General features: G+C 74.7%; 26 protein-coding genes. 11 read left to right on the top strand and 15 right to left on the bottom strand.

Annotated elements, in window-relative coordinates; translation table 11 throughout:
- Positions 1-55 precede the first annotated feature (55 nt).
- Both ACIGAN_RS29990 and ACIGAN_RS29985 read left to right on the top strand, forming a co-directional pair.
- Positions 56-772, top strand: coding sequence for a DUF1707 SHOCT-like domain-containing protein (locus ACIGAN_RS29990; protein ID WP_399862264.1), 717 nt, complete (start codon positions 56-58; stop codon positions 770-772).
- 114 nt (positions 773-886) lie between these two features.
- Entirely contained in the window at positions 887-1,264 is a 378-nt protein-coding gene (locus tag ACIGAN_RS29985) for a WhiB family transcriptional regulator (protein WP_311679755.1), read from the top strand.
- A gap of 355 nt (positions 1,265-1,619) precedes the next feature.
- Here the strand turns inward: ACIGAN_RS29985 and glpX are convergent, their stop codons facing one another.
- Complete coding sequence (glpX, locus tag ACIGAN_RS29980) at positions 1,620-2,654, bottom strand: class II fructose-bisphosphatase (RefSeq protein WP_365740196.1); 1,035 nt, start codon at positions 2,652-2,654, stop codon at positions 1,620-1,622.
- Between the two features lie 127 nt (positions 2,655-2,781).
- Here glpX and ACIGAN_RS29975 point away from each other — a divergent pair, with 127 nt between their 5' ends.
- Entirely contained in the window at positions 2,782-3,306 is a 525-nt protein-coding gene (locus tag ACIGAN_RS29975) for a DUF4245 domain-containing protein (protein ID WP_365094515.1), read from the top strand.
- Between the two features lie 58 nt (positions 3,307-3,364).
- Here ACIGAN_RS29975 and ACIGAN_RS29970 read toward each other — a convergent pair whose 3' ends face one another.
- The 4 genes from ACIGAN_RS29970 to ACIGAN_RS29955 all read right to left on the bottom strand — a co-directional run bounded on the left by ACIGAN_RS29970 (position 3,365) and on the right by ACIGAN_RS29955 (position 7,013).
- Positions 3,365-3,955 (bottom strand): malonic semialdehyde reductase, encoded by a 591-nt coding sequence (locus ACIGAN_RS29970; RefSeq protein ID WP_365094518.1) that lies wholly within the window; start codon positions 3,953-3,955, stop codon positions 3,365-3,367.
- Positions 3,956-4,102: 147 nt separating this feature from the next.
- The gene (locus ACIGAN_RS29965; RefSeq protein ID WP_365094520.1) at positions 4,103-4,348 is read right to left on the bottom strand and encodes an exodeoxyribonuclease VII small subunit; all 246 of its coding nucleotides are present in this window, start codon (positions 4,346-4,348) and stop codon (positions 4,103-4,105) included.
- A gap of 9 nt (positions 4,349-4,357) precedes the next feature.
- A complete protein-coding gene (gene xseA / locus ACIGAN_RS29960; protein ID WP_365094523.1) occupies positions 4,358-5,566 on the bottom strand; it encodes an exodeoxyribonuclease VII large subunit in 1,209 nt (402 codons plus the stop codon).
- A 64-nt stretch (positions 5,567-5,630) separates the two neighbouring features.
- Positions 5,631-7,013 carry an APC family permease gene (locus ACIGAN_RS29955; RefSeq protein ID WP_399862260.1) on the bottom strand — a complete coding sequence of 461 codons (1,383 nt, stop codon included), beginning with the start codon at positions 7,011-7,013 and terminating at the stop codon, positions 5,631-5,633.
- A gap of 101 nt (positions 7,014-7,114) precedes the next feature.
- Here ACIGAN_RS29955 and ACIGAN_RS29950 point away from each other — a divergent pair, with 101 nt between their 5' ends.
- On the top strand, positions 7,115-8,140 hold the full coding sequence (locus tag ACIGAN_RS29950) for a 4-hydroxy-3-methylbut-2-enyl diphosphate reductase (RefSeq protein WP_365740199.1): 1,026 nt from the start codon (positions 7,115-7,117) through the stop codon (positions 8,138-8,140).
- 112 nt (positions 8,141-8,252) lie between these two features.
- Entirely contained in the window at positions 8,253-9,008 is a 756-nt protein-coding gene (gene ppgK / locus ACIGAN_RS29945; RefSeq protein ID WP_399862258.1) for a polyphosphate--glucose phosphotransferase, read from the top strand.
- A 30-nt stretch (positions 9,009-9,038) separates the two neighbouring features.
- On the opposite strand, the gene ACIGAN_RS29940 is transcribed toward ppgK, so the two are convergent.
- A complete protein-coding gene (locus tag ACIGAN_RS29940) occupies positions 9,039-9,647 on the bottom strand; it encodes a DUF6542 domain-containing protein (protein WP_399862256.1) in 609 nt (202 codons plus the stop codon).
- Between the two features lie 171 nt (positions 9,648-9,818).
- Between ACIGAN_RS29940 and ychF the strand changes: the two genes are divergently transcribed.
- On the top strand, positions 9,819-10,907 hold the full coding sequence (gene ychF, locus ACIGAN_RS29935; protein ID WP_309097675.1) for a redox-regulated ATPase YchF: 1,089 nt from the start codon (positions 9,819-9,821) through the stop codon (positions 10,905-10,907).
- Between the two features lie 4 nt (positions 10,908-10,911).
- A complete protein-coding gene (locus tag ACIGAN_RS29930; RefSeq protein WP_399862254.1) occupies positions 10,912-11,190 on the top strand; it encodes a colicin immunity domain-containing protein in 279 nt (92 codons plus the stop codon).
- Here ACIGAN_RS29930 and ACIGAN_RS29925 read toward each other — a convergent pair.
- The 4 genes from ACIGAN_RS29925 to ACIGAN_RS29910 form a co-directional block, all read right to left on the bottom strand.
- Positions 11,185-11,574: a hypothetical protein gene (locus ACIGAN_RS29925; protein WP_399862252.1), complete on the bottom strand. Its 390-nt coding sequence runs from the start codon at positions 11,572-11,574 to the stop codon at positions 11,185-11,187. The genes ACIGAN_RS29930 and ACIGAN_RS29925 overlap by 6 nt on opposite strands.
- Positions 11,571-11,999 carry a class F sortase gene (locus ACIGAN_RS29920; RefSeq protein ID WP_365740204.1) on the bottom strand — a complete coding sequence of 143 codons (429 nt, stop codon included), beginning with the start codon at positions 11,997-11,999 and terminating at the stop codon, positions 11,571-11,573. Before ACIGAN_RS29920 ends, ACIGAN_RS29925 begins: the two co-directional genes overlap by 4 nt.
- 196 nt (positions 12,000-12,195) lie before the next feature.
- Positions 12,196-13,023, bottom strand: coding sequence for a DUF4397 domain-containing protein (locus ACIGAN_RS29915; RefSeq protein ID WP_399862250.1), 828 nt, complete (start codon positions 13,021-13,023; stop codon positions 12,196-12,198).
- 107 nt (positions 13,024-13,130) lie between these two features.
- On the bottom strand, positions 13,131-13,739 hold the full coding sequence (locus ACIGAN_RS29910) for an RNA polymerase sigma factor (protein ID WP_399862248.1): 609 nt from the start codon (positions 13,737-13,739) through the stop codon (positions 13,131-13,133).
- Between the two features lie 160 nt (positions 13,740-13,899).
- Here ACIGAN_RS29910 and ACIGAN_RS29905 point away from each other — a divergent pair, with 160 nt between their 5' ends.
- The 4 genes from ACIGAN_RS29905 to ACIGAN_RS29890 all read left to right on the top strand — a co-directional run bounded on the left by ACIGAN_RS29905 (position 13,900) and on the right by ACIGAN_RS29890 (position 18,926).
- Positions 13,900-15,018: a MerR family transcriptional regulator gene (locus ACIGAN_RS29905; RefSeq protein ID WP_399862246.1), complete on the top strand. Its 1,119-nt coding sequence runs from the start codon at positions 13,900-13,902 to the stop codon at positions 15,016-15,018.
- Positions 15,019-15,331: 313 nt separating this feature from the next.
- A complete protein-coding gene (locus tag ACIGAN_RS29900) occupies positions 15,332-16,645 on the top strand; it encodes a lycopene cyclase family protein (RefSeq protein WP_399862244.1) in 1,314 nt (437 codons plus the stop codon).
- Positions 16,642-17,373, top strand: coding sequence for a methyltransferase domain-containing protein (locus ACIGAN_RS29895; protein WP_399862242.1), 732 nt, complete (start codon positions 16,642-16,644; stop codon positions 17,371-17,373). Before ACIGAN_RS29900 ends, ACIGAN_RS29895 begins: the two co-directional genes overlap by 4 nt.
- Positions 17,370-18,926, top strand: coding sequence for an FAD-dependent oxidoreductase (locus tag ACIGAN_RS29890; RefSeq protein ID WP_399862241.1), 1,557 nt, complete (start codon positions 17,370-17,372; stop codon positions 18,924-18,926). The genes ACIGAN_RS29895 and ACIGAN_RS29890 overlap by 4 nt, the downstream gene beginning before the upstream one ends.
- A gap of 115 nt (positions 18,927-19,041) precedes the next feature.
- On the opposite strand, the gene ACIGAN_RS29885 is transcribed toward ACIGAN_RS29890, so the two are convergent.
- The 5 genes from ACIGAN_RS29885 to ACIGAN_RS29865 all read right to left on the bottom strand — a co-directional run bounded on the left by ACIGAN_RS29885 (position 19,042) and on the right by ACIGAN_RS29865 (position 25,258).
- Entirely contained in the window at positions 19,042-20,049 is a 1,008-nt protein-coding gene (locus tag ACIGAN_RS29885; RefSeq protein WP_399862239.1) for a DUF5914 domain-containing protein, read from the bottom strand.
- Positions 20,042-21,040 carry a phytoene/squalene synthase family protein gene (locus ACIGAN_RS29880; protein WP_399862237.1) on the bottom strand — a complete coding sequence of 333 codons (999 nt, stop codon included), beginning with the start codon at positions 21,038-21,040 and terminating at the stop codon, positions 20,042-20,044. Before ACIGAN_RS29880 ends, ACIGAN_RS29885 begins: the two co-directional genes overlap by 8 nt.
- Positions 21,027-22,598: a phytoene desaturase family protein gene (gene crtI / locus ACIGAN_RS29875; protein WP_399862235.1), complete on the bottom strand. Its 1,572-nt coding sequence runs from the start codon at positions 22,596-22,598 to the stop codon at positions 21,027-21,029. Before crtI ends, ACIGAN_RS29880 begins: the two co-directional genes overlap by 14 nt.
- The gene (locus ACIGAN_RS29870) at positions 22,595-23,806 is read right to left on the bottom strand and encodes a polyprenyl synthetase family protein (protein ID WP_399862233.1); all 1,212 of its coding nucleotides are present in this window, start codon (positions 23,804-23,806) and stop codon (positions 22,595-22,597) included. The genes crtI and ACIGAN_RS29870 overlap by 4 nt, the downstream gene beginning before the upstream one ends.
- A 78-nt stretch (positions 23,807-23,884) precedes the next feature.
- Complete coding sequence (locus ACIGAN_RS29865; RefSeq protein ID WP_399862231.1) at positions 23,885-25,258, bottom strand: cryptochrome/photolyase family protein; 1,374 nt, start codon at positions 25,256-25,258, stop codon at positions 23,885-23,887.
- Positions 25,259-25,275: the final 17 nt, after the last annotated feature.

The raw sequence follows: 25,275 nt of genomic DNA, 5'->3' as shown, positions 1-25,275 counted from the left end.
AGCGGGGCCGGCCCGGGGGGTGTCGCGATCTATCGTGTGTGGGTACGCTGCTGCCGTGGACCTTCAGAAGCCGGACCCTCACCCGCCGACCGGGACCGCGGCCCCCGGGCTCGACGCCTCCGGGCTGCGCGCCTCCGACGCCGAGCGCGACCGCATCGCCGACATCCTGCACGACGCCCTCGCCGAGGGCCGCCTCACCGCCGACGAGCACGCCGAGCGCGTCGAGGGGGTGCTGCGCGCCAAGACGGTGGGTGAACTGGAGGTCTTCATCCGGGACCTGCCCGCCGCACACGGCCCCCGCCCCGGCCCCGCCCACGCCCCGGCCCCGCACCGCCCCACGGCCGGCGCCATCCCGGCCGAGCCGGACGACAACGTGGTCGCGGTCTTCAGCAGCGCCGTCCGCAAGGGCCGCTGGCGCGCCGGCCGCCGGATCCACGCCTACGCGATCTTCGGCAGTGTCGAGATCGACCTCAGCGAGGCGCTCTACGACCACCAGCAGGTCGTCGTCAAGTCGTTCGCGGTCTTCGGCAGCGTCGACATCCGCGTCCCGGAGAACGTGTCGCTGCGCGGCATGGGCGGCGGCGTCCTCGGCAGCTTCGAGGTGGCCACGCTGGACTCGGGCGACCCGGAGGCCCCCATCGTCTACGTCGACGGCTGGGCCGTCCTCGGCAGCGTCGAGGCGCGGGCGCGGCGCGGCACGATCGTCGCGGACATCCTGGACCGGGTGCAGCGCAAGGTCGACCGGAGTTTGCGCAAGCACCTGGGTCATTGACGGTCGCGAACGGACCGGAAGCGGCGGTTGGGAACTCAGTGCATAGGCGCGCGTACAGCGGGTAGGCCTTGCTGCATCGTCTCTCGCTCGCGAAGCCGTCGTCAGGAGTAGACCGTGCTGCAACCGCCGCATTCGTCCCTGCAGGTAGCTGCCGTTCCGGCCCCGCGGGTGCCAGCGCGAGACAGGGACCAGGACGCCCCGTGGCACACCGAGGCGGTGTGCCGGCGCGACGAGGCGGGCCTGTTCTTCGCCCCCTCCAAGGAGCCCACCGCCGCCCGGCTCTCCCGGGAGGAGGCGGCCAAGCGGGTCTGCGCCCGCTGTCCGGTCATGGTCGAGTGCCGCGAGCACGCCCTGCTCCAGCCCGAGCCCTACGGCGTCTGGGGCGGCCTCACCGCGGCCGAGCGCCGCGTGGTCCTGGCCCGGCGCCGCCGCCGCGACCTGGAGCTGAAGAAGGCCGCCCGCTCGGCGAACCAGATAGCGGCAGCGGGCTAGGTCCTGTCGTCTGGATCACGCCGCAGACGCGCGTCCTGGCACGCACATCTGCGGCGTTGTCGTCGGTCGCCGACGCCCCGCGTCGACTCCTCCTCCGCCTTGCAGCCGCACGCACCAGACCACGCTCCCCGGCGCTGAACAGCGCCGCCACTTTCCTGCGGCCTGATACCAGACGACAGGCCCCAGCGGCGAGCGGCACGAGAAAGGGGCGTCCCCGCCGGGGGCGCCCCTCCTTTCGTTCCTCCCGGCTCCACGCGGCCGACCCGCCAAGACGCGCCCCGAAGGGGCGCGGGGAACCGCGCGGGCCACCACTGCCGGCCCGCACACGCCGGCGTCGCGCGGTCCCCCTGGCGCGCTACTTCCCCTTGTCGAAGTCGATCGCGCTGTACGCCCGGAGCTTGGACAGCCGGTGCTCCGAATCGATTCTGCGCACCGTACCCGACCGGGAGCGCATCACGATCGAGTCGGTCGTCGCCGTCTCGGCCCGGTAGCGGACGCCCCGCAGCAGCTCGCCGTCCGTGATGCCCGTCGCCACGAAGAACACGTTCTCACCGGTGACCAGGTCCTCGGTCGTCAGCACCCGGTCGAGGTCGTGCCCCGCGTCGATCGCCCGCTGCCGCTCCTCGTCGTCCTTCGGCCAGAGCTTGCCCTGGATCGTGCCGCCCAGGCACTTCACCGCGCAGGCCGAGATGATGCCCTCGGGCGTACCGCCGATGCCGAGCAGCAGATCGACGCCGGTGCCCTCGCGCAGCGCCAGGATCGAGCCGGCCACGTCACCGTCGGAGATCAGCTTGATGCGCGCCCCGGTCTCCCGGATCTCCTTGATGATGCCCTCGTGCCGCGGCCGGTCCAGGATCACCACCGTGACGTCCTCGGGCGCGGAGCGCTTGGCCTTCGCGACCCGGCGGATGTTCACCGACACCGGCGCGTTGATGTCGACGAAGTCCGCCGCCTCGGGGCCGGTGACGAGCTTGTCCATGTAGAAGACCGCGGACGGGTCGAACATCGACCCGCGCTCGGCGGCGGCCAGCACCGCGATCGCGTTCGTCATGCCCTTGGCGGTCAGCGTGGTGCCGTCGATCGGGTCCACGGCGATGTCGCACTCGGGCCCGGTCCCGTCGCCCACGCGCTCCCCGTTGAACAGCATCGGGGCCTCGTCCTTCTCGCCCTCGCCGATCACGACGACACCGTTCATCGACACGGTGGAGACGAGGGTCCGCATGGCGCGGACCGCGGCACCGTCGGCGCCGTTCTTGTCACCGCGTCCGACCCAGCGGCCCGCGGCCATCGCCGCCGCCTCGGTCACCCGGACCAGTTCCAGGGCGAGGTTGCGGTCGGGGGCCTCGGAGGGCACATCGAGTTCGGACGGCAAGTGATGATGCTCGGTCATCGGAGCGCACCTTTCTGTACGACGACGGCCGGATGAGGGCTTTGTCGCCCGACTCTATCGCCGAGCCCGCAAAATGAGCAGGGCCCCCCACGGATGAGCGCCGCCGAGACCTGCGACGATAGGGGGCGTGGCAGGCACGAACGGCAAGCAGAAGACGGCGCGGGACATGATCCTCTCCCTCGGGGTCATCGTCCTCGTGGCGGGCGTCATCTACCTCTTCATCCCGCACGACGACAGCGCACCCGACCTCAAGCGCGTCGACTACCGGGTCGAGCTCCTCACGGCGCGCCGGGCCGCCCCGTACCCCGTCGCCGCGCCCGAGGGCCTGCCCGGCACCTGGAAGGCCACCTCCGTCCGTTACCGGGGCGACGACTTCGCCACCTGGCACCTCGGGTTCCACGACCCCGAGGGGGAGTACGTGGCGGTCCAGCAGTCCACCCAGCGGCGGCCCGTCTTCCTCGACGAGGCGACGCAGGGCGCGCGGGAGACCGGCAGGACCGAGAAGATCGACGGCCGGACGTGGACCCGCTGGGAGGGCGGCCGGTACGACGCGCTGGTCCTGGAGGGCACCGAGGGCTCGACGACGGTCGTGACGGGCACCGCCTCGTTCGCGCAGCTCACGAAGATGGCGCAGGCACTGGAGACGAAGTGAGCGCACACGAGGAAGGCCCCCGGCAGCCGTGCCGGGGGCCTTCCTCGTGCCGGTGGGTTCAGACGGTCGTGACGACCTGGTCGAACGCCAGGCGCGGGGAGCGCGGGTACCAGGCGTCCGGGCCCGGGCGCCCGATGTTGACGACCATCAGCGGGGTGTGGTCGTCGTCCAGGAACTCCTTGCGCACGCCCTCGAAGTCGAAGCCGGTCATCGGGCCGGCGGCCAGCCCGGCGGCGCGGACGCCGACGATGAAGTACCCGGCCTGCAGGGCGGCGTTCATCGCGGCGGAACCCTCGCGCACCGGGCGCTCGGCGAAGAAGGCGTCCTTGGCCTGCGGGAAGGCCGGGAACAGGTGCGGCAGCTCCTCGTGGAACTCGTTGTCAGCGGAGAGGATCGCCACCAGCGGGGCGGCCGCGGTCTTGGCCCGGTTGCCCTCGGCCATGTGCGCGACCAGTCGCTCGCGGGCCTCGGGGGAGCGGACCAGGGTGATGCGCAGCGGGGTCTGGTTGAAGGCGGTCGGGCCGTACTTGACCAGGTCGTAGATCGCCTGCACCTGCTCGTCCGTCACCGGCTCGTCGGTGAAGGTGTTGGCGGTGCGGGCCTCGCGGAACAGGAGGTCCTGGGCTGCGGGGTCAAGGACGAGAGACATGAACGGAAACCTTCTCGGGTGGTACGTCGGGTCCGGTGTGCCGGACCGGCTGACGTCCGCGACATTACGCCAATGAAGTTCAACGTTCAACTAAATCCGGGGCGTGGTGATCCACTTCACAGGGATCCCGTACCGGTTCCCGGAGGGCTACCCGGCGTCCTCGCCCTCCGCGGCCTCCTCCGCCAGCGCCGCGTCCAGCCGCGCCCGCGCCCCTTCCAGCCAGCGCCGGCACACCCGGGCCAGCTCCTCGCCCCGCTCCCAGAGCGCCAGGGACTCCTCCAGCGTCGTGCCGCCCGCCTCCAGACGGCGGACGACCTCGATCAGCTCGTCCCGCGCCTGCTCGTACCCCAGCGCCTCGGCCGTGCCCGGCGCCTGCTCCACCTCGCTGGTCATCCACCCACCCTATGTGTCGACTCGTACGGAGAACTCACCCTCGGAGACCCGCGCGCGCAGCACCTCGCCGGCCTCCACCTCGCCCGGGTCGCGGACCGCGTGCCCGTCCGCCCTCTGCAGCACGGCGTACCCGCGCTTCAGGGTCGCGGCGGGGGAGAGGGCCACCACGCGCGCGTGCGTGTGCGCCAGCTCGGAGTCGGCGCGGTCCAGCTGGTGCCGCAGACAGCGCCGGCCGCGGTCGAGCAGGTCCGCCACGTGGTCGGCCCGCTCGTCGATCATCCGGTGCGGGTCCTGTATCGACGGCCGCGCCAGCGCGTGCGCCAGGCCGCGCTCCTCCCGGTCCAGCAGCGCCGCCACGCACCGCCGCGCCCGGTCCCGCAGCAGCCGCACGCGCTCGTACTCCTCACCGACGTCCGGCACGACCTTCTTGGCGGCGTCGGTGGGCGTGGAGGCCCGCAGGTCCGCCACGTGGTCCAGCAGCGGGTTGTCCGGCTCGTGGCCGATGGCCGACACCACGGGCGTACGGCACTGCGCGACCGTGCGGATCAGCTGCTCGTCGGAGAACGGCAGCAGGTCCTCCACGCTGCCGCCGCCCCGGGCGACGATGATCACGTCGACGTCGTCGAGCGCGTCGAGCTCCTTGACGGCCTGCACGACCTGCGGCACCGCGTGCACGCCCTGCACGGCGACGTTGCGCACCTCGAAGCGGACGGCGGGCCAGCGGTGCCGGGCGTTCTCCAGCACGTCCCGCTCCGCCGCCGAGGCCCGGCCGCACACCAGCCCGATCAGCTGCGGCAGGAAGGGCAGCGGCTTCTTGCGCTCCGGCGCGAACAGCCCCTCGCGCGCCAGCGTCTTCTTCAGCTGCTCCAGCCGGGCCAGCAGCTCCCCGACGCCCACGGGCCGTATCTCGGCGGCCCGCAGCGACAGCTGCCCGCGCGGGGCGTACCACTCGGGCTTCGCCAGGACCACGACCCGGGCGCCCTCGCTCACCACGTCCGCGACGGCGTCGAACACCTGCCGGTAGCAGGTCACGCCGACCGAGATGTCGTGCGACGGGTCCCGCAGCGTCAGGAACACCACACCGGCGCCCGGCCGCCGCGACAACTGCGTGATCTGCCCCTCGACCCACACCGCCCCGAGCCGGTCGATCCATCCCCCGATGAGCCGCGACACCTCACCGACGGGCAGCGGGGATTCCGGAGTCGTGTTCACAGCCATGCCCGCGAGCGTAGTGGCCACCGCCGACAATGCGGTTCACCGCCGGACGGCGGGGCCGGGCCGGTCAGCCCGGCGCGGGCGGCGTCGTCGTTCCGCGGCGCTCCTGGAGGACCAGCACCACCAGCCCCACCGCCAGCCACACCGCGCCGGCCACCTGGGCCGTGCCCGACGCCGCCACGATCACGGCGACGGTGATCGCCGCTCCCAGCACCGGCACCAGGACGTGCCGCCACCAGCTCACCGCCCCGCCCCGGCGCCCGGCCGCGAACCAGCCCACCACGCTCGCGTGCAGCAGCGTGAAGGCGGTCAGCGCGCCGATGTTCACCACCGACACCAGCTGGTCCATCCCGTCGTCCCGGCGGGCCGCCCACACCGCCGCCACCAGCGTCACCACGGCCGCGCACAGCAGCGCCACCCGCGGCACCCCGCCCCCGGTCCGGGACAGCGCGCGCGGCAGCCGCCGGTCCCGGCCCATCGCGAACAGCAGCCGGGCCGCCGCGGCCTGCCCCGCCAGCGCCGCGAAGGCCGCGCCGATGGCCTTGCTCACCGCCACCAGGTCGTGCAGCCAGGTGCCGACCGAGGCGTCCACCGTGTCGTAGAACGCCGTCCCCTGCCGCCCCGGCTCCGCCGCCAGCCGCGCCGACGACACCGGCTCCAGCAGCGCCACCAGGTAGGTCTGCGCCACGAACAGCACACCCGCCAGCGCCAGGCAGAACAGCAGCGCCCGCGCGATCTTCGCCGAGCCGCCGGTGACCTCCTCCGCGAACGAGGCGATCGCGTCGAACCCCAGATACGACAGCACCGCCACCGACACCGCCCCGAGCACCGCCGACACCGCGAACGCGCCCTGCGTGCCGTCCCCCGACAGCGGCGACAGCCAGCCCCGCTCTCCACCGTCACGGACCAGGACCACGACCGCGGCCACCACGAAGACGACCAGGACCACGACCTCCATGAGCAGGACCAGGAAGCCCACCCGGGCGGCCGCCCGCACGCCCCACAGGTTCAGCAGCGTCGTCACGACCACCGCGAGCGCCGTCCAGACCCACCGCGACACCCCGGGGACCAGCGCGTTCATGGCGACCCCGCAGAACAGGTACGCCACCGCCGGGATCAGGACGTAGTCCAGCATCGCCATCCAGCCCGCGACGAAGCCGGCCTCCTTGCCGAGCCCCACGCGCGCGTAGGCGAACACCGAGCCCGCCTGCGGGACGACCCGGACCATCTGGGCGTAGCTGAACGCGGTGAACGCCATCGCGACCGTCGCGACGGCGTACACCAGCGCCACCGCCCCGTGCGACTTCGCGTCCAGCGTGCCGAACACCCCGACCGGCGCCATCGGCGCGATGAACAGCAGCCCGTAGACCACCAGGTCCCGGAAGCCCAGCGTGCGCCGCAGCGCGTGCTCCCCGCCGGCCACGCGGGCCCGCGTCCCGGTCTCCGCCATCGTGGCCCGCCTCCGCCTTCCGTCCCGCACGCCGCGTTCGTTCAGTCTTCCCGGGGACTCCACGCGGCCGCGATCTTTGAGCGGCCGAACGCGGCCTTACGATGGGACGCATGTCTGCTTCGCCTGGCCGCCGTGTCCTGCTCGCCGCCCCCCGTGGCTACTGCGCGGGCGTGGACCGCGCCGTGATCGCCGTAGAGAAAGCGCTGGAGCAGTACGGCGCTCCCGTCTACGTCCGCCACGAGATCGTCCACAACAAGTACGTCGTGCAGACCCTGGAGAAGAAGGGCGCGATCTTCGTCGAGCAGACGGAAGAGGTGCCGCCGGGCAACATCGTGATGTTCTCGGCCCACGGCGTGGCCCCGGTGGTCCACGAGGAGGCCGAGCGCGGCAAGCTCGCCACCATCGACGCCACCTGCCCGCTGGTCACCAAGGTCCACAAGGAAGCCGTCCGCTTCGCCAAGGAGGACTACGACATCCTCCTCATCGGGCACGAGGGACACGAGGAGGTCATCGGCACCTCCGGCGAGGCCCCCGACCACATCCAGCTCGTCGACGGCCCGGACGACGTCGCCAAGGTCGAGGTCCGCGACCCGTCCAAGGTCGTCTGGCTCTCCCAGACCACGCTCTCCGTGGACGAGACCATGGAGACCGTCGACGCCCTGAAGGACAAGTTCCCGCAGCTCATCTCCCCGCCCAGCGACGACATCTGCTACGCCACGCAGAACCGCCAGCTGGCCGTGAAGCAGATGGGCGCCGAGTCCGACCTGGTGATCGTGGTCGGCTCGCGCAACTCCTCCAACTCCAAGCGCCTGGTCGAGGTCGCCAAGATCGCCGGAGCGCGCGCCGCCCACCTCGTGGACTTCGCCGACGAGATCGACGAGGCCTGGCTGGAGGGCGTCTCCACCGTCGGCGTCACCTCGGGCGCGTCCGTGCCGGAGGTCCTGGTCGAGCAGGTCCTGGAGTGGCTCGCGCAGCGCGGCTTCGAGGACGTCGAGATCGTCAAGGCGGCCGAGGAGTCCATCACCTTCTCCCTGCCCAAGGAGCTGCGCCGCGACCTGCGCGAGGAGGCGGCGGCTCTGGTCGCCGGGCGGGGCGGCGCCGCTTCGGGTGAACGTTCCGCGCAGTGATCGCGGACGCTTCGCGCAGCGGATGTGCAGCGATCGGGGAGCCGCCGGGGCGGGCCGGGCGGGGATCGCCGTCCGGCCTGTGACCGTCCGTCCCACGTCGTAACGTAGGGACATGCAGATCTTCGGTGTGGACATCGGCGGTTCCGGGATCAAGGGTGCCCCGGTGGACCTGGACAAGGGCGATCTGGCGCAGGAGCGCCACAAGGTCCTCACCCCGCACCCGGCCACGCCCGAGGGGGTGGCCGACTGCGTCAAGCAGGTCGTCGACCACTTCGGCTGGACGGGACCCGTCGGGGTCACGTTCCCGGGCGTGGTGACCGACGGGGCCACGATCCGCACGGCGGCCAATGTCGACCCCAGCTGGATCGACACGGACGCGCGTGCGCTGCTCGGCGAGCGGCTGGGCGGCCTGCCGGTGACGGTGGTCAACGACGCGGACGCGGCGGGGGTCGCCGAGATGCAGGTCGGCGCGGGCCGCGGCCGGCGGGGCACGGTGATCCTGCTGACGTTCGGCACGGGCATCGGCAGCGCGCTCTTCGTCGACGGCGTCCTCGTGCCGAACACGGAACTGGGCCACCTGGAGCTGGACGGGCACGACGCGGAGAAGCGGGCCTCCAGCAAGGCCCGCGAGGACCACGACCTGTCGTGGGAGCACTGGGCGGAGCACCGGGTGCGCACGTACCTCGCCCATGTCGAGATGCTGTTCTCGCCGGAGCTGTTCATCATCGGCGGCGGCGTCAGCCGCAAGGCCCACAAGTTCCTGCCGCACATCCAGGGCATCAAGGCGGAGATCGTCCCCGCGCAGCTGCAGAACAACGCGGGCATCGTGGGAGCGGCGATGCGGGCGGCGGGGCACCAGGCGCGCTGACCCCGGGGCGGCGCGCCGCCGTAGGGCGGGTCACACCGCCGCACGGCCTCGGGACGCGGCCGCCGCCCTCCTGCGGTGCACCAGCCGGATCCGCCGGGCGAGCACGATCAGCCCGGCGACGAGCGTCCCGCCGTACAGCCACCCGGCCTGCGTCGCGAGCGCCGTCACCAGCCCCATCAGCCGGCTCCCGCCGTCGCCCCCGGCCACCGGCAGCAGCCCCGCGGCGAACGCGATCGGCACGACGATGGGCGCGGTCATCAGGTCGCCCGGGCGCACCCACACGGCGGTCAGCACGCACACCGGCAGGAACAGCACGCCGTACGCCGTCAGCGACGCCCCGAACAGCGCGGCGCACAGCGCGCCCAGCAGGAACATCGCCACCGCGCAGAACAGCCCGCTGCCCAGCCCGGTCAGCCGCGGGTTCGGCAGCCGGCCCGCGGCCGCCACCGGGGCGGGGGCCGGGCGCCGTCCCGGCGCGGGACGGCGCTGCGCCCCCGGTGGCCGCGCCGGGCGCGCGGGCCCGCCGGCCGCACGCGCGGCAGCGCCACCCGCCCCCCGTTTCACCTGCGGGGGCAGGGGCGGCCTCGGCCGGTCGCGTCGCGGTCCGTACTGGGCAGGTCGCGTCCTGTATTGCTCCACCGCACCAACTTAGGTCGTTCAATATGCCGAATAGCCCGTGAGACACGCCGTGGGGCGAGGCTTGGCCAAGCGTTCGATACGCCGCCCGGGGCGGTTCCGGGCACGCCGTAGACTGGTGGATCGGCCGGTCTCCTGGCCGCCTGGCCCTCTCCACTCACGGGAAGTCGCAACGTGTCGCTCACGATCGGAATCGTCGGCCTGCCCAACGTCGGCAAGTCGACCCTGTTCAACGCCCTGACCAAGAACGACGTGCTGGCGGCCAACTACCCGTTCGCCACGATCGAGCCCAACGTCGGTGTCGTCGGTGTGCCCGACCCGCGCCTGACGAAACTGGCCGAGATCTTCTCGTCGCAGCGGGTCCTGCCGGCCACGGTCGACTTCGTCGACATCGCCGGCATCGTGCGCGGCGCGTCCGAGGGCGAGGGCCTGGGCAACAAGTTCCTGGCGAACATCCGCGAGTCCGACGCGATCTGCCAGGTCATCCGCGCCTTCAAGGACGAGAACGTCGTCCACGTCGACGGCAAGGTCTCGCCCAAGGACGACATCGAGACGATCAACACCGAGCTGATCCTCGCCGACCTGCAGACCATCGAGAAGGTCCTGCCGCGCCTGCAGAAGGAGTCGCGGATCAAGAAGGACGTCGCGCCGAAGGTCAAGGCCGTCGAGGAGGCCAAGGAGATCCTGGAGAAGGGCGACACCCTCTTCTCCCAGGGCATCGTCCAGGGCACCGAGCGCGCCGGGCTCCTGCACGACCTGCACCTGCTCACCACCAAGCCGTTCCTCTACGTCTTCAACGTCGACGAGGACGAGCTGACCGACGAGGACTTCAAGAACGAGCAGCGTGCCCTGGTCGCCCCCGCCGAGGCGATCTTCCTCAACGCCAAGCTGGAGGCGGACCTCGCCGAGCTCGACGAGGACGAGGCGCTGGAGCTGCTGCAGTCCGTCGGCCAGGAGGAGCCCGGCCTGGCGACCCTGGCCCACGTCGGCTTCCGCACGCTCGGCCTGCAGACGTACCTCACGGCCGGCCCCAAGGAGTCCCGCGCCTGGACGATCAAGAAGGGCGCCACGGCCCCCGAGGCCGCCGGTGTGATCCACACGGACTTCCAGAAGGGCTTCATCAAGGCGGAGGTCATCTCCTTCGACGACCTGGTCGAGGCCGGCTCGGTCGCCGAGGCCCGCGCGAAGGGCAAGGCACGCATGGAGGGCAAGGACTACGTGATGCAGGACGGGGACGTGGTGGAGTTCCGCTTCAACGTGTGACCGGATGACCGCCGCCGTGCCCCAGGCGCTCGCGCCCTACGTGGCCCTGGCCGAGCGATTCGTCTCCGTGCGGGTCGACGCGGTGGGGTTCGAGTCGGGGTTCTGGGCCGAGTTCCGTGATCTGCGGAGCATCTCCGACCGGGACTTCGCCGTCCTCAACGAGCTGTTCTACGTCGTCGAGGACTTCGTGGCGGATGCGGCGGCGCGGGAGCCCGGGGACGTGACGGAAGCCGAACTGCCGGCAGGGGCAGAGCAGTTCCTCGTGGCGTGCCGGGGGCTATGAGCGGCCGGGCCTGCCGGGCAGGTGGGGCGCGGCCCGGCGTCGTGCCCGTGCGCGTCGACGGCAGTGCGCGGCGGCTGTTGCGAGGGCCAGCAGGGCGAGGAGGGCGTGCTTCCGGCGGTCCGGGGTGCGCCGGGGGCGTTCGGGTGCCGTCGGTTCCGCGGACAGGTCCCGGGCGATCCGGCGCCAGACGTGCTCCGGGGGTTGTGCCGGCAGGTCGACCAGTTCCGCCGTGCGGGCCGCCTGGACCACGCGGGTCAGCGTGCGGAGGTCGTCGCGGCAGCGGGCGCAGCGGTCGATGTGGTCGAGCGCCTCGGTGTCGGCGGGTGTGCGGGGGGCGTTGCCCAGGGCCAGTTCGACCAGGTGGGAGGGGTCCACGTGGGTCACTGCGGCCTCCCGGGGGCGATGGGTTCCGCCGTGACGACGAGGTTGCCGAGGTAGCCGCCGCGCTCGGGGACGTACGGCGGCGCGCAGGTGATGAGGGTGAGGACGGGCGGGCCCGTGCGGCGGAACGCCGAGGCGGGCAGGTCGTCCTTCGGGACGGTGACGCGGGAGACGATCCGGTAGCGCACCGGCTGCCCGCCGTCCCGGCTCACCTCCACCCGCTGGCCTCGCCGCACGTCGTACAGGGCGGCGAACTCGCCGAGGTCGCCGGAGTCGGTGTCGACGTGGCCGACCAGGACGGCCGAGCCCCGGTCGCTTCCGGGAGCGGGACCGTAGCGGTACCAGCCGGCCGTGGCCGGGTCTGCGGGGACGGCCATGTCGCCCTTCTTCGTCACGCCCACGGGGGTGACGCGGGCGTCGAGGTCCACGTCGTCGATCAGGATCCGTCGTGGTGGGCGCTCGTCCGCCCTTGGCTGTCGCGGTGCGGCGGCCGTGGGGACCGGGCGTTCCACCGGGGCCGCCGCGAAGTCCCGTGGGGGCTGCTGTGGCGGCGGGCCCGGGAGGCCGATGGCGGCTGCCAGTGCGGCAGCCGCCAGGATCGGGGCCGGGCGCCGTCGCCCGCCGTCACCCACGCCGGCCGGCGAAGCGGCGGGCCGTCAGGGCGCCCGTCACCGTCACCACACCGGCCGCGGCGGCCCACGCCGGCCACGTGTCGGAGGAGTTCGGGGTGACGGCTGCGCCGCTGCCGCCCGCGTGCACGGCCCGGGGAGCCGAGGCCATGCCGCTGAACGACTGGGTCGCCAGGGCCAGGTTCTTGTCGTTCGCGCTGCCCCAGGCGTAGACGACGTTGCTGGTGCCCTCCTTCAGGGGCAGGTCGGCCGGGCCTATGGCCACGGTGTCCGTACCCGCGAGCACCACGTCGGCGTCGACCGTGCCGGCGTCGACCTCGGCGGTGTCCTCCTTCGGGTTGGTCAGGCCGGTGAAGACGGGCTGTCCGCCGGCCCGGACGTCCACCGCGGGGGCGGCCGCGACATGGCGGACCGTCAGACGGGCCTTGCCCGGGTCGACCGCGGAGACGTCGTTGGTGAAGGCCGTCAACTGGGGCTTGCCGTCGGCGGTCAGGTGCGCGGCGACCGTGGCGTTGCCGCCCTCGGGCACCTCGACCTTCTTCTGCAGGGCCGGGGTGCCCGAAGGGCCCTTGCCCGCTTCGAAGATCTTGATGTCGTAGGTGCCGGCGTCGAGGGACCGCGGGTCCGTCACCGTGCCGGGCTTGAAGTCGCTGAGCAGCTCGTCGCCGTTGGCGTACACGTCCACGGTCAGTCCGGGGATGCCGTGGAAGACGGACACCATCGCCTTGTCCTGATGGTCGGCCAGGGCCGGGGCGGCCGCTCCGAGGGCCAGGGCGCAGGCGCCGGCGGAGGCTGCGAGGGCGAGGGGGAATCGGGAGTTCATGGGGATCGTCCCTTCAGAAGGAGTCTCCGTACGGTGCGGAGTCTCGGTCCCGTTTCGGGGGTGGTGGCCGCCTTGGATGCGCGGCCCACAGGGCTGGTGTGCGGGGGTCACACGCCCGGGCCGGGCGCCGCGGACTGCTCGATCACCGCGCGCAGGCGGTGCAGGCCGCGGCGGGCGTGGCTCTTGACGGTGCCCAGCGGCAGACCGGTCCGCTCCGCGATCTGCGCCTGCGTCAGGTCCTCGTAGAACGCCATGCACAGCACCTCCCGCTGGGGGCGCGGCAGTCGGGACAGGGCGTCGACGAGCAGCACCCGGTCCAGCACGCGGTCCGGCGCGGTGTCGCCGTGCCCGGCGTCCGGGTCGGTCCGGTGGGCCGCCGAGTCGACGAGGGTCAGGCGCCTGGTCCGGGCCGCCAGCGCGTCGACGATCTTGCGGCGGGTGATGCCGACCAGCCAGGCGCCGAGGGGTCCTCGTTCCGGACGGAAGCCGGCCCGGCCGTGCCAGGCGCCGAGGAAGACCTGCTGGGTGACGTCCTCCGCCTCGTGGGTGTCGCCGAGCAGCCGGGTCGCCATGGTGTGGACGAGCGAGCCCCAGCGGCGGTAGATCGCGGCGAACGCCTCCTCGTCGGCGGCGAGGAGGCCCCGGGCCAGTTCCTCCTCGTACCGGGTCTCCTCGGTGGGCGGTGCGAGGTCCGTCGGTCGTGTGTGGGTGGTCATGGCCTGGTTCCTCCTGCCGGGCGTCGCGGCGGACGGGGGACCGTCCGCCGAACCGCACCGGTCGCGCTGTGGGAAGCGGCGACCCTGCGCTCGACGCCAGTGTTCGGCGCACAAACGACGCAAGACAACATGCGTCGTTTGTGCGTCGTACAGTGGGTGCATGGCTGCACAGCGAGGGCGCGGAGAGGACCCGCCGGCGAAGGCCGCGCGGGACGGCGGCGGTCTGACCACCGGGGAGGTGGCCAGGCGGCTCGGGGTGGCGCCGACCACGGTCCGCACCTGGGACCGCCGCTACGGGCTCGGCCCCGACGCGCACACCGGCGGGCGGCACCGGCGGTGGACCGCCGGGGACGTGGCACGCCTGGAGCGGATGTGCGCCCTGACGGCGACCGGGATACCGCCCGCCGAGGCGGCGCGCATGGTGCGGGGCGATGCCCGGCGGGAGGCGGACCCGGAGGTTCCCGCGGGCCCCGAAGCGGGTGTGGGGGCGGGTTTGGACGGGCCCGTGGCGAGGGGCCCGGAAGGGGGCCCCGGCGGACGCCCCGCGAGGGCTGCGGCGCAGGCGGGCCCCCGCCCTTCGGCGCCCACCCGGGGCCGTGGCCGGTCCGGGAGCCGGGCCGGCAGCGGGCTGCGGCTGGGCGATGTGCGCCAGGAGTGCAAGGGCATCGCCCGTGCCGCCCTGCGCCTCGACGCCGCCGCCCTGGACGAACTGCTCCGGAGCGCGATCGACGAGCACGGGCTGGTCACCGCCTGGACGGAGGTGATCATGCCCACGCTCCAGGCCGTCGGCCGCAAGTGGGAGAGCTCCGGCGAGAAGTACGTCGAGGTCGAGCACTTCCTGTCCTGGCACGTCTCCGGCGCCCTGCGGCGCGGCACCCCCGTGTCGGCGGCCGACCGCCCGGGCGCCCTCACGGTGCTCGCGTGCGTCCCGGGGGAGAACCACACGTTGCCGCTGGAGGTGCTGGCCGCTGCGCTGGCCGAACGGGGGCTGCCGGTGCGGATGTTCGGCGCGGCCCTGCCCGTGGAGTCGCTCGTCACAGTCGTGCGCAGGACCGGACCGGCCGCGGTGGCGCTGTGGGCGCAGTCCCGCGGTACGGCAAGTCGTCCGCTCGCGCAGCACGTTGCCGCGATGGAATGGGGGGTACGCGGTGCCCGGCGCAAGCCGGTCGTCCTGACGATCGGGCCCGGCTGGTCCGGCGGCCGGGCGGTGCCGGGGCTGCCGCGTCCGACGGGCCTGGCCGAAGCGGTCGCGGTTTTGGAGTCGGTCGTGTCGCGGTAGCTCGCAAAGCGGCCGCGTCGGTCGTGTGGCACGGCTCCGGGCGGCTGCGTCGTTCGGGTCTGCCGGCGGGACTCCGGCTGTTGCGTCGTTCGGGTGACGGCGGGTCCCGGTGGTCGCGTCGTTCGCGTGACGGCAGGTCCGGCCGTCGTGTCGTTGGCGTCGATGTCGTCGTGCGCGTCGTTCGCGTCGCGCATCCGGGAACGGCCGGGGAGCCGAAGCGTGAGGGAGCTGATGGTGGCGTCGACCGGTGGCGGGAGCGGAGTGTGGGCATGAGCGGTGCGCGGGCCGCGGCCGGCGGAGAGCGCGGGGCCCGGTGAGCCGGGGTGCCGCCGGCCTCACCTCGGACGTGGTGATCGTCGGGGGCGGGGCCGCCGGTCTCGGTCTCGCGCACCGGCTGATCGGGACCGGCGGCACGACCGTCACGGTGGTCGAGCCTCGGGACGGTCCCGTGCGGCCGGCGGAACGGACCTGGTGCTACTGGGACGAGGGTCCCGGCGACTTCGAGGAGGCCGTCACCGCCACCTGGCCCCTGCTGCGCGTGCACGGCCCCGACGGCGACGCGCTCACCCTCGACCCGGCCCCGGCGCGCTACCGCATGGTGCGCTCCACCGCGTTCGAACGGCTGGTGCACGCCCGGCTCGCGCAGGCGCCCGGCGGACGGCTGCTGCGGGCGACGGCGGACACCGTGCGCGACGTACCCGGCGGCGCCGAGGTGCGCTGCACGGACCCCGACGGCCGGACCCTGATCCTGCGCGCCCGCCACGTGTTCGACTCGCGGCCCCTGCCCGTCCTCCCTCCGGCCAGGACACAGCTGCTGCAGCACTTCCGCGGCTGGTTCGTCCGGACCGCCGCCGACCGGTTCGAGACCGGCGTCGCCGACCTCATGGACTTCCGTGTGCCCCAGCCCCGGCACGGCCTCGCCTTCGGTTACGTCCTGCCGCTCGCCCCCGACCGGGCGCTCGTGGAGTACACCGAGTTCTCCCGGACGCCGCTGACCACCGAGGCGTACGAGGCCGCCCTCGGGCACTACGCCCGCGAGGTGCTGGGACTCGGCGCGTTCGGCGTGGAGGCGGCGGAACAGGGCGTCATCCCCATGACCGACGCGCGCTTCCCGCGGCGGGCCGGGAGGGCCGTCTTCCGGATCGGGACCGCGGGCGGCGCGACCCGCCCCGCCACCGGCTACACCTTCGCCGCCGCGCAGCGGCACAGCCGGGCCATCGCCGCCGCCCTGCGCGACGGCCGCGGCACCGTGCCGCCCCCGCACGGGCGTCGGGCGCTCGCCATGGACGCGGTGCTGCTGCGGGCCCTGGACACCGGGCGCATCGACGGCCCCGCGTTCTTCACCGGCCTGTTCCGCCGGACACCCACGCACCGCGTGCTGCGCTTCCTCGACGGCGCCACCTCGGTGCGGGAGGAGTGGGGCATCGGACTGCGCACCCCGGTGGGCCCGATGCTCCGCACCGCGGCCGAACTGCCCTTCCTGCCCCGCCGAACCCACCCCGCGCCCGGAAGCCGGGCCCACCCCGCCCCCGGAGGCCCGGTTCACCCCGCCCCCGGCAGCCGAACCCACCCCGCCCCCGGAAGCCGACCCCACCCCGCCCCAGGAACCGGAGAGAGCCCCCGATGACCCTGCTGCGCGACCACGACCTGGCACGCGCCTTCGACCACGCGTCCCGCACCTACGACCGGCTCACCGCCCTCAACCCCGGATACCGCACCGACCTGCTCCGCTCGGCCCGCCGGCTGCGGCTGCCCCGGGACGGAGCCGGGCTGCACGTCCTGGACCTCGGGTGCGGCACCGGCGCCTCCACCCGGGCCCTGCTGCGGGCCGCGCCCAAGGCCCGGATCACCGCCGTGGACGCCTCCTCCGGCATGCTGCGGCGGGCCCTGGCCAAACCGTGGCCCCCTCAGGTGCGCTTCCTGCACCTGAGCGCCGAGGAGCTGACGACGGCGGAGGAAGGCCCGTTCGACGCCGTCTTCGCCGCCTACCTGTTCCGCAACGTCTCCGACCCGGACGCGGTGCTGCAGTCGGTGCGGGCGCTGCTGCGGCCGGGCGGGCGCCTGGCCGTCCACGAGTACAGCCTCGGCGGCTCACCGGCGCACCGGGCCCTGTGGACGGCCGTGTGCGCGGGAGTGATCGTCCCGGCGGGCACGCTCACCGGCGACCGTGCCCTGTACCGGCACCTGTACCGCAGCGTCCTCGCCTTCGACTCCGCGCCCGCCTTCACCGCCCGGCTGACCCGCGCCGGGTTCGCCCGGGCGCGCGCCCTGCCGCTGGCCGGATGGCAGACCGGCATCACCCACACCTTCGTCGCCCGCGCCACCCCGGCCGTGGCAGAGGAGGCCGCCCGATGACCCCCGCCGCCGCCCGCCGCGGCCGGGACCGCAAGGCCGAGGTGCTGATGCCCGCGCCCGGGCGCGACCGGTTCGACCCCGCCGACGCGCCCTCCGTGGCCGTGGTCGGCGGCGGGATCGCCGGTCTCGCCGCCGCCACCGGACTGGCCGAACGCGGTGCCCGGGTCACCCTCTACGAACGTGAGGAGTCCCTGGGCGGCCGCCTCGCCGGGCACCGGACCCGGCTGGCCGACGGCTCCGAGGCCACCATGAGCCGCGGCTTCCACGCCTTCTTCCGCCAGTACTACAACCTGCGCGGTCTGCTGCGGCGCACCGACCCCGCCCTCGCCCGCCTCACCCCGCTGCCGGACTACCCCCTGCGGCACAGCGGCGGGCTGACCGACAGCTTCGCCCGCGTTCCGCGCACCCCGCCCCTGAGCGCCCTCGGCTTCGTCGCGCTCAGCCCCACCTTCGGCCTGCGCGACCTGGCCGCGATGGACGCCCGGGCGGCGCTGCCGCTGCTGGACGTGCGCGTGCCGGAGGTGTACGAGCGCTTCGACGGGATCGGCGCGACCGCCTTCCTGGACCGCGTCCGCTTCCCCGAGGCGGCGCACCACCTGGCGTTCGAGGTGTTCTCCCGCAGCTTCTTCGCCGACCCGCGCGAACTGTCCGCCGCCGAGCTGATGCTGATGTTCCACATCTACTTCCTGGGCTCGGCGGAAGGGCTGCTGTTCGACGTGCCGGACGAGCCCTTCCCGCAGGCCCTGTGGGAGCCGCTCGGGGACTACCTCCGGCGCCTGGGCGCAAACCTGCGCACCGGCACCCCCGTCCACGGCGTGGCCCCGGCCGGCGGCGGCGGAGCGGAGGTGCGCGGCGGCACCGGAACCGACCGGTACGACGCGGTGGTGCTCGCCCTCGACACCGCCGGACTGCGGCGGCTCGTCGCCGCCTCACCGAACCTGGGCACCGGCCCCTGGCGGGACGACGTCGCCGCCCTGCGCACCGCCCCGCCGTTCCTCGTCTCCCGGTACTGGCTCGACCGGCCGGTCCACGCCGACCGCCCCGGCTTCCTCGGCACCAGCGGCTACGGCGGCCTGGACAACATCAGCGTCCTGGACCGCTACGAGGGCGAGGCCGCCCGCTGGGCCGAGAAGAACGGCGGCTCGGTCGTGGAGCTGCACGCCTACGCCGTCGGCACCGGCGCCGACCCGCTGAGCGTGCAGGACGACCTGCTCGCGCAGCTGGGGCGGATCTACCCGGAGACCCGCCGGGCACGGGTCGTCGACGCCCGGCACGAGTGGCGCGAGGACTGCCCGCTGTTCGAGGTCGGCACGTACGGGCGCAGACCCACCGTGCGCACGCCCCACCCGTGGCTGACCCTGGCCGGCGACGGGATCCGCTGCGACCTGCCCGTGGCCCTGATGGAACGCGCCGCCACCACCGGCTTCCTGGCGGCCAACGCCCTGCTCGCGGACCGGGGCGTGCGCGGCCAGGTGCTGTGGACCGTGCCCCGCGCGGGACGCTCCCCGGTGCTGCGGGCCCTCCACGCCCTCGCGGGACGCCCGGCCCGCTGACGCGGGGCCGCCGGGCGGGCCAGGGACGCCCCGCACAGGCCCGTCCGGCGCGGTCGCCCCGGCCGCGGAACACCGCGTCACCCGAGCCGGAGCCGGCCGGCCCGGGTACGCCGGATCACCCGGGGAAGCGGCCGGTGCTGCGCAGCGCCCAGCGCCTCTCGGCGTAGGCCAGGTCGTCCCGCCACAGGCGCCCGGCGGTGTGCCGCATCAGCGGGCGCAGTACCGGCGCGGCGGCCCGGGCCAGCGCGAAGCCGCGGCGGTCCGAGGCGGCGACCACCGCCTCGATCACCGCCGTGCGCGGACGCGGGTCGGCCCCGGCGGTCAGCGGCGTGGCGTGGGTCTCCACGACGGACGTGGCGCCCTCGCCGTCGACGATGCGCATGACGACCGTGCGCGGCTCCGGCGCGGTGAACTCCGCCCGCACCGGCACCACCAGACGGCCCGCCACACGGAAGGAGACGTCCACGGCGAAGGCGTCGTCCTCCGCGCCCCGCGGCTCCCGGACGACCGTCAGGTCGACGAACGAGTACGGGTGGAACCACGAGCCGTGCCACGGGTCGAGCCGGTTGGCCACCACGTCCTGCGGTTCGCACCGCCCGACACCCGCGTACACCGCGTCCACCCCGCTGCCCGCCGGGGGCCGCTCCGGGATCACCGGCCGCTCGGCGGGCTCCTCGCCGCCGACCGCGTCCAGCCGCACCCACACCAGCACCCCGTCGTCGTGCACCGGGTACGGCTGCCAGCCCGCGAACGGCGAGCCGTCCAGGGCCAGTCCGTGCCAGTGGCACACCAGCGTGCCGCACACCACCCGGCTGTCCCGCAGCGGGGCCCCCAGGTGCGGGCAGACGCCGGAGCCGCCGCGCAGCTCACCCTCCGCCGAACGCCACAGCACCACCTCCACCCCGCCGACGGTCCTGCCGTACGGGCCGCCTCCCGGGCGGACGTCCCGGGAGGCGCCCACCACGAACCAGTTGCCGGAGGGCCGCGCCGAGGCCCGCTCGAGCGCGTCGGCGATCAGCGCCGGGCGGGCCGCGCGCCAGGTCGGCTCCTGCTCCGCCCAGCCGGGGCCGCGGCGCCGCCGCAGCGGTGAGGTCCAGCGCGTCCTTCCGGGTCGGTCAGCCACGGCCCGTCTCCTTCCCTTCCGGCAGCGCGGGGCCCGGCACGGGCGCCGCGTGCGGCAGCCGGGCGCGCCACCGCGCGCCGGCCACCCGCAGGACACCGGCCGCGGCGGTGGCCGCCCGACGGCGGCGGGGCACCACGGCACGGCGGTGCAGCACGGTGTAGTCCTGCCGCGCGATCGCGTCGAGGATGCCGCCGTACAGCGTGAACGCGGCGCGGATGCAGGGCCGCACGCGCGGGTCGAGCATGGCGATGCCCGGCTCCGCCGTCCGGTACACGTCCCTGGTCAGGGCCTCGGCCGCGACGAGCGCCGCCCGGATCCGCGGATCGGGGCGCCCGCTGCGCCTGCTCCACTCCAGCAGGGCCCGGTCGACCCCGTGCGCGGCGAGCAGGTCGGCGGGCAGGTAGACCCGGCCCCGGTCCAGGTCCTCGCCCACGTCCCGCAGGAAGTTGGTCAGCTGGAACGCCACGCCCAGGGCCGCCGCGTGCGGTGCGGCCTCCTCGCGCGGCACGACCGTGCCGAGCACGGGCAGCATCTGCAGGCCGATCACCGCGGCCGAGCCGTGCATGTACGCCCGCAGGTCGGCGTAGGTCGGGTAGTCCGTGACGGTCAGGTCGGCCCGCATGGAGGCCATGAAGTCGGCGAACAGGTCGACGTCGATGCCGTAGCGGCCGGCGGTGTCGGCCACGGCCCGCACGACCGGTTCCGTGCCGCCGCCGGTGCGCAGCGCGTGGGCGAGGTCGCCCTCCAGCCGTTTCAGCTGCAGGTCGCGCTCGTCGGGGGTGGCGGAGCGGTCCAGGTCGTCGACGATGTCGTCGGCCCAGCGGGCGAAGCCGTACAGCGCGTGCACGGCCGAGCGGCGCTCCAGCGGCAGCAGCCGCGTGGCCAGGAAGTACGTCCGGCCGTGCCGGGCGTTGAGCCGCCGGCACCGTGTGTAGGCGGCGCGCAGGTGGGGGCCGGTGATCCCGGCGGCGTCCAGTTCACGACGGGTCATGGGCACCTGCGCTGGTCGGGGCGGTCGGGGGGTGGTCCGTGGCGCGGGCCGGCCGGGGCGTCCGGGCGGGCCGTGCGGGGACGCCGGTGACGCGGGCGGCGGCGAGTTTGCCGCTGATCAGCACGGTCGGCACGCCGACGCCGGGCGTGGTCCCGCAGCCGGCCAGCACGACGTTGTCCAGCCCGCGCACCAGGTTGCGCGGCCGGAACGGGCCGGTCTGGGCGAAGGTGTGGGAGACGGAGAACGGCGTGCCCGCCGCGTGGCCCTGGGCCGTCCAGTCGAGCGGGGTCACCAGGGCTTCCTCCTCGACGCTGTCCCCGAACCCGTCCAGGCCGCGCCGCTCCAGCTCGGCGACCAGGCTGTCGCGGTAGCGCGGGCCCAGTTCCCGCCAGGCGGCGGCGGAGGGGCCGACGGCCGTGTTGGGGCAGGGCGCCAGGACGTAGTGCAGGTGGCGGCCGGGCGGCGCCAGGGAGGCGTCGTGCGCCGTGGGGCGGGTGATCAGCAGCGACGGGTCGCTCATCAGCGTTCCCGAGCGGGTCAGTTCGTCGAAGGTCCGCTCCCAGGCGGCGCCGAACGACAGGGTGTGGTGGGCGAGGTGGGGCCAGGTCCGGTCGGTGCCCGCGTGCAGGATCACCGCCGACGGCGAGTGCCGCAGCGGCACCGGGCGCACCGGGGCCCGGCCCAGCAGCCGGTGCGCGGTGGACAGTTCGCAGGTGAGCACCACCGCGTCGCACGCGATGCGTTCGCCCGAGGCCAGGCGCACGGCCCGCACCCGGCCCGCCGAGCGCTCCAGCGCGCTCACCTCCGCCGACCAGCGCAGTTCGGCGCCGGCGCCGGCTGCCGCGTCGGCCATCGCCCGCGGCAGCGCGTGCATGCCGCCCTTGGGGAAGAAGACACCGGCCACGGTGTCCATGTAGGCGATCACCGCGTACGCCGCCAGCGCCCGGGCCGGGGCCACACCGGCGTACAGGGCCTGGAAGGAGAAGACCCGGCGCAGCCGGTCGTCGGACAGGAAGCGGCCGATGCGGCCGTCCAGCCGCCCGAACCCGCCGAGCGCCGCCAGCCGGGCCAGGTCGGGGTGCGCGAGCTGGAACGGCGAGTCGAAGTTGGTGTCGATGAACCGGCGCATCTGCGCCCGGTACAGCCGCTCCAGCCAGTGCCGCAGCCTGCGGTAGCCCGCCGCCTCGGCCGGCCCGGCGAAGCGCCGGACCTCCGCCTCCATGGCCTCGCCGTCGGTGTGCACGTCCAGCGCGGTGCCGTCCGCGAAACCGGCGCGGTAGGCCGGGTGCAGGGGCACCAGCTCGACGCGGCGGGCGAGGCTGTCGCCGACGGCCGCGAACGCCTCGTCGGCCAGGTGCGGCATCGTCAGCACCGTGGGCCCGGTGTCCACCAGGTAGTCGCCCAGTCGCAGCCGGCCGGCCCGGCCGCCGGGGCCGGCGTCCCGTTCGACGAGGGTGACCCGGCGTCCGGCGCCCAGCAGGTGCAGGGCACACGCCAGTCCCGACAGGCCGGCACCCACCACCACGACGTGGTCGGTCGGCCCGGTCACCGTCCTCATACCAGCTCCTCGGCGTGGCGCGGGGCGACGCCCGCGGCCCGCTCGACCAGGGCGGCGAACTCCCGCCGCACGCCGGGCTCCGCCCCGGTCGCCTCGAAGTGCCGCACGGCGGCGGCCGCCAGCTCCGCGGTCCTCGCCTCCACCTCGGCCCGGGCGCCCGTGCGCTCCAGCGCCGTCCGCATGCCCCGCACCAGGTGCTCCGGGCGGTCGTGCGCGCCCGGGGCGAGCACCCGGGCGGCCTCGCGGTCGCCGGTGGCGCCGGCGAGCCGGACGGCGGCGGCCAGCAGCGGGGTGAGCTTGCGGGAGCGCAGGTCGTCGTCGGCCGGCTTCCCGGTCAGGGCCGGGTCGCCGAAGGCGCCGAGGAGGTCGTCGCGCAGCTGGAAGGCCAGTCCGGCGCAGTGCCCGGCGGACCGCAGGGCCTCCGTCGTGCGGGTGCCGGCACCGGCCAGGGCCGCGCCCAGGGCGAGGGGCCGCGCCACCGTGTAGCGGGCGCTCTTCAGGGCGGCGATGGTCAGCGCCTCCTCCTCCCCGGACGCCCCGCTCGCCTGGGCGCGCAGGTCGCGGTACTGCCCGGCGACCATCTCGGTGCGCATCGCCCGCCACTCCTGGTGCAGCCGGGCGCCGTGCGGCGACCCGAGCGCGGTCTCCGTCAGCAGGTCGTCCGCCCACGCCAGCGCCAGATCGCCCGCGAGCACGGCGGCCGACACGCCGAACGACCGGGCGGCCGAAGCGCCGTACGATCCGGCGGCCGACGCGCCGGACGGCCCGGAGGTCACCGTCCGTGCTGTGTCGGGCGCCGTACCGGGACCGGCCGGGTGCCGCCCGGCGAACTCCACGTGCAGGGCCGGGCCTCCCCGGCGCACGGGCGATCCGTCCATCACGTCGTCGTGGACGAGGGCGCAGGCCTGCAGCAGTTCGAGGGCCGCTCCCGTGCGCAGCACCGCCGTGGCGTCACCGGAGCCGCCCGCGGCCCGCCAGCCGCACCAGGCGAACGCCGTCCGCAGCCGCTTGCCGCCCCGCAGCGTGAAGGCGGCCACGCGCTCGGCCAGGTCACGGGCGAACACCGCGTCGACCCCGTGGGCCTGGCGCAGCCGTGCGTCGAGTTCGTGCTCCAGGACGGTCTCCACGGCGCTCGCGGCCCAGGGAGCGGTCAGCGTCGCGTCGTCTCCTTCCGCCGGTCCGGCCACCGTCGGCCGCGGTCCAAGCATGCGCAACCCCTTCTCGTCCGATCATTCGCACATCAGTGCTTCCGGCGGCAGTCGTGCCGTGGATGCGCCGGCCGGTCCTCATCCCAGTCCGCGGGCGTGCCGGAAACGAGCCAGTCCGTCCCCGAGGCCGACGAGCGGCTCCGGGTACCCCAGAACCGCGCGCCGCTCCGCCGGGAGCCGCCAGGGTTCGTGCACCACGTCGGCGGCGACGTCCGCCAGTTCGGGCACCCAGCGGCGTACGTAGGTGCCGTCCGGGTCGTACCGCCTGCCCTGGCGCACCGGGTTGAGGACGCGGTGCGGGCGGGAGTCGGTGCCGGTGCCGGCGACCCACTGCCAGTTCAGCTGGTTGTTGACGATGTCGCCGTCCACCAGCAGGTCGAGGAAGTGCCGGGCGCCGATCCGCCAGTCCACGTACAGCGTCTTGGTCAGGAAACTCGCCGTCAGCAGCCGGGCCCGGTTGTGCATCCAGCCCTCGGCGCGCAGCTGCCGCATGCCGGCGTCCACCACCGGGTAGCCCGTGCGGCCCTCCTTCCAGGCGGCGATGTCGTCGGCGGCCTCGTCCTCGCCGCGCCAGCGGTCCTGACGGGTGCGGTAGTCCCGCACGGAGGCGTCGGGCCGGGCCGCCAGCACCTGGTGGTGGAAGTCGCGCCAGCACAGCTGGCGCACGAACGCCTCGGCCCCGGGCCCGCCCGTGCGGCGGGCCCGGTGCACCAGCTCCACCGGCGACAGCGCCCCGAAGTGCAGGTACGGCGACAGGCGTGAGGTGCCGTCAGCGGCCAGGTCGTCGTGCCGGTCCTCGTACCGGGCCAGGTCCGCCCGCGCCCACGCGGCGAACCGCTCGCGCCCCGCGGTCTCCCCGCCGGGCGGGAGGCCGGCGGACACACCCCCGGCGTCCGCGCGCCGGGGCGGCTCCTCGCCGCGTGCCGCGTCGGGTACGCGCACGGTGCGCGGCGCGGGCAGCGGGTCCCGCAGGGCCTGCTGCGACCAGCGGCGGAAGTAGGGGGTGAACACCGCGAAGTGGCCGGAGCCGGCCGGGGTGAGGGCTCCGGGCGCGACGGCCGTGATGACGCTGTCGTGCACCCGCAGGGCGACGCCGTCGGCGCCGAGTGCGGCCCGCAGCCGTTCCTCGCGGCGGTGGGCGAAGCCGGTGATTCCCGCGGCCAGGTGGACCTCCGCGGCGCCGCACTCGGCGGCGACCGCGCGGACCTCCCGGGCGACCGGTCCGGAGCGCACGATCAGGCGCCCGCCGCGCCGGCGCAGCGAGGCGTCCAGGTCGGCCAGGCAGCCGGCGAGGAAGGCGGCACGGTTGGGCACGTCGAAGCCGGCCGCGCGCACGGCGGGGTCGCGGACGAACAGCGGCACCACCTCGTCCGCCGCCGCCAGAGCCGCCCGCAGCGGCGGATGGTCGTGCAGGCGCAGGTCCGAGGTGAACAGGACGACCGCGACGGTCATGGCGTTCCTCCTGGAGC

It is taken from the genome of Streptomyces sp. NPDC085931 (genome assembly GCF_044540565.1).
In the GTDB taxonomy this organism is placed as follows: Bacteria; Actinomycetota; Actinomycetes; order Streptomycetales; family Streptomycetaceae; genus Streptomyces.
The sequence above is the reverse complement of the archived record's forward strand: the minus strand, read 5'-3'. Positions and strand labels throughout refer to the sequence as shown.

Coding starts and splice junctions, on each gene's coding strand:
- glpX (WP_365740196.1), bottom strand. CDS start 2,654: ATGACCGAGCATCATCACTTGCCGTCCGAACTCGATGTGCCCTCCGAG.
- ACIGAN_RS29970 (WP_365094518.1), bottom strand. CDS start 3,955: ATGTCTCTCGTCCTTGACCCCGCAGCCCAGGACCTCCTGTTCCGCGAG.
- ACIGAN_RS29965 (WP_365094520.1), bottom strand. CDS start 4,348: ATGACCAGCGAGGTGGAGCAGGCGCCGGGCACGGCCGAGGCGCTGGGG.
- xseA (WP_365094523.1), bottom strand. CDS start 5,566: ATGGCTGTGAACACGACTCCGGAATCCCCGCTGCCCGTCGGTGAGGTG.
- ACIGAN_RS29955 (WP_399862260.1), bottom strand. CDS start 7,013: ATGGCGGAGACCGGGACGCGGGCCCGCGTGGCCGGCGGGGAGCACGCG.
- ACIGAN_RS29950 (WP_365740199.1), top strand. CDS start 7,115: ATGGGACGCATGTCTGCTTCGCCTGGCCGCCGTGTCCTGCTCGCCGCC.
- ppgK (WP_399862258.1), top strand. CDS start 8,253: ATGCAGATCTTCGGTGTGGACATCGGCGGTTCCGGGATCAAGGGTGCC.
- ACIGAN_RS29930 (WP_399862254.1), top strand. CDS start 10,912: ATGACCGCCGCCGTGCCCCAGGCGCTCGCGCCCTACGTGGCCCTGGCC.
- ACIGAN_RS29915 (WP_399862250.1), bottom strand. CDS start 13,023: ATGAACTCCCGATTCCCCCTCGCCCTCGCAGCCTCCGCCGGCGCCTGC.
- ACIGAN_RS29910 (WP_399862248.1), bottom strand. CDS start 13,739: ATGACCACCCACACACGACCGACGGACCTCGCACCGCCCACCGAGGAG.
- ACIGAN_RS29905 (WP_399862246.1), top strand. CDS start 13,900: ATGGCTGCACAGCGAGGGCGCGGAGAGGACCCGCCGGCGAAGGCCGCG.
- ACIGAN_RS29895 (WP_399862242.1), top strand. CDS start 16,642: ATGACCCTGCTGCGCGACCACGACCTGGCACGCGCCTTCGACCACGCG.
- ACIGAN_RS29890 (WP_399862241.1), top strand. CDS start 17,370: ATGACCCCCGCCGCCGCCCGCCGCGGCCGGGACCGCAAGGCCGAGGTG.
- ACIGAN_RS29880 (WP_399862237.1), bottom strand. CDS start 21,040: ATGACCCGTCGTGAACTGGACGCCGCCGGGATCACCGGCCCCCACCTG.
- crtI (WP_399862235.1), bottom strand. CDS start 22,598: ATGAGGACGGTGACCGGGCCGACCGACCACGTCGTGGTGGTGGGTGCC.
- ACIGAN_RS29870 (WP_399862233.1), bottom strand. CDS start 23,806: ATGCTTGGACCGCGGCCGACGGTGGCCGGACCGGCGGAAGGAGACGAC.
- ACIGAN_RS29865 (WP_399862231.1), bottom strand. CDS start 25,258: ATGACCGTCGCGGTCGTCCTGTTCACCTCGGACCTGCGCCTGCACGAC.